Origin of the sequence: Sphingobium limneticum (assembly GCF_008710155.1) — a bacterium.
Taxonomy (GTDB): domain Bacteria; phylum Pseudomonadota; class Alphaproteobacteria; order Sphingomonadales; family Sphingomonadaceae; genus Sphingobium; species Sphingobium limneticum.
Map to the genome: position 1 here is coordinate 1 of NZ_VYPZ01000099.1, position 857 is coordinate 857.

General features: G+C 59.7%; 1 pseudogene. It reads right to left on the minus strand.

The features are described from left to right. A pseudogene (locus F4U94_RS24160) lies at positions 1-782 on the minus strand (IS5 family transposase). Positions 783-857 lie beyond the last annotated feature (75 nt).

Genomic DNA, 857 nt, shown 5'->3' on the forward strand with positions numbered 1-857 from the left:
CTAGGTCGCGTTGACAAAGTGCGGCAGCCATTTGCGAATGGCGGCGAGGTTCAGGAAGCTTGCGAAGGATAAGGCGGTTTTGTCGTAACGGGTTGCGATACGGCGGAACTGCTTGAGTTGCCCGAACATGCGCTCGATGCGGTTGCGGTCACGATAGCGACGGAAGTCGCAGGGAATGGGTTCTCGGCGATTGGCCTTGGGCGGGATGATCGGCAGGATGCCGTGCATCAGCAGATTTTCGCGGACAGCATCACCGTCATAGCCCTTGTCGGCCAACAGCGCCTTTGGCTTGGTGACAGGGATCGCCATCAGGGCATCGACAGCGCCATAGTCGGACGCTTCACCGCCCGTCAGGATGAAGCCGATAGGGCGACCCTGATTGTCACAGCGGGCGTGGACCTTGCACGTAAAGCCGCCGCGTGATCGACCAAGAGCTTGCGCACAAGCCCCCCTTTTCCGCCCACTGCCGATACGTGGCCGCGAACTATGGTGCTGTCGATCATGTGCTGCCAGTCGTCGGTCAGTCCCAATTCCACCAATGTCGCCAGGATTGCATCCCACACACCTTGTTCGGCCCAGCGCCGGAACCGCACATAGACCGAATTCCACAGACCATAGCGTTCATGCATATCCCGCCACGGACAGCCGACCCGCAAAACATGCAGCATGCCGTTGAGGAAACGCCGGTTGTCATGGGCAGGACGGGACTTGCGGCCGCGCTCCGACGGCAGAAGCCCCGCGATCACATCCCATTCCTCGTCCGTCAGATCGCCTCGGCCCATCATCGCTCCTCGCAAAGAGAAGCTGTGAATCAGAAATCAGGCAGATTGGGAATCCACTTTGTCAACGCTGCCTAG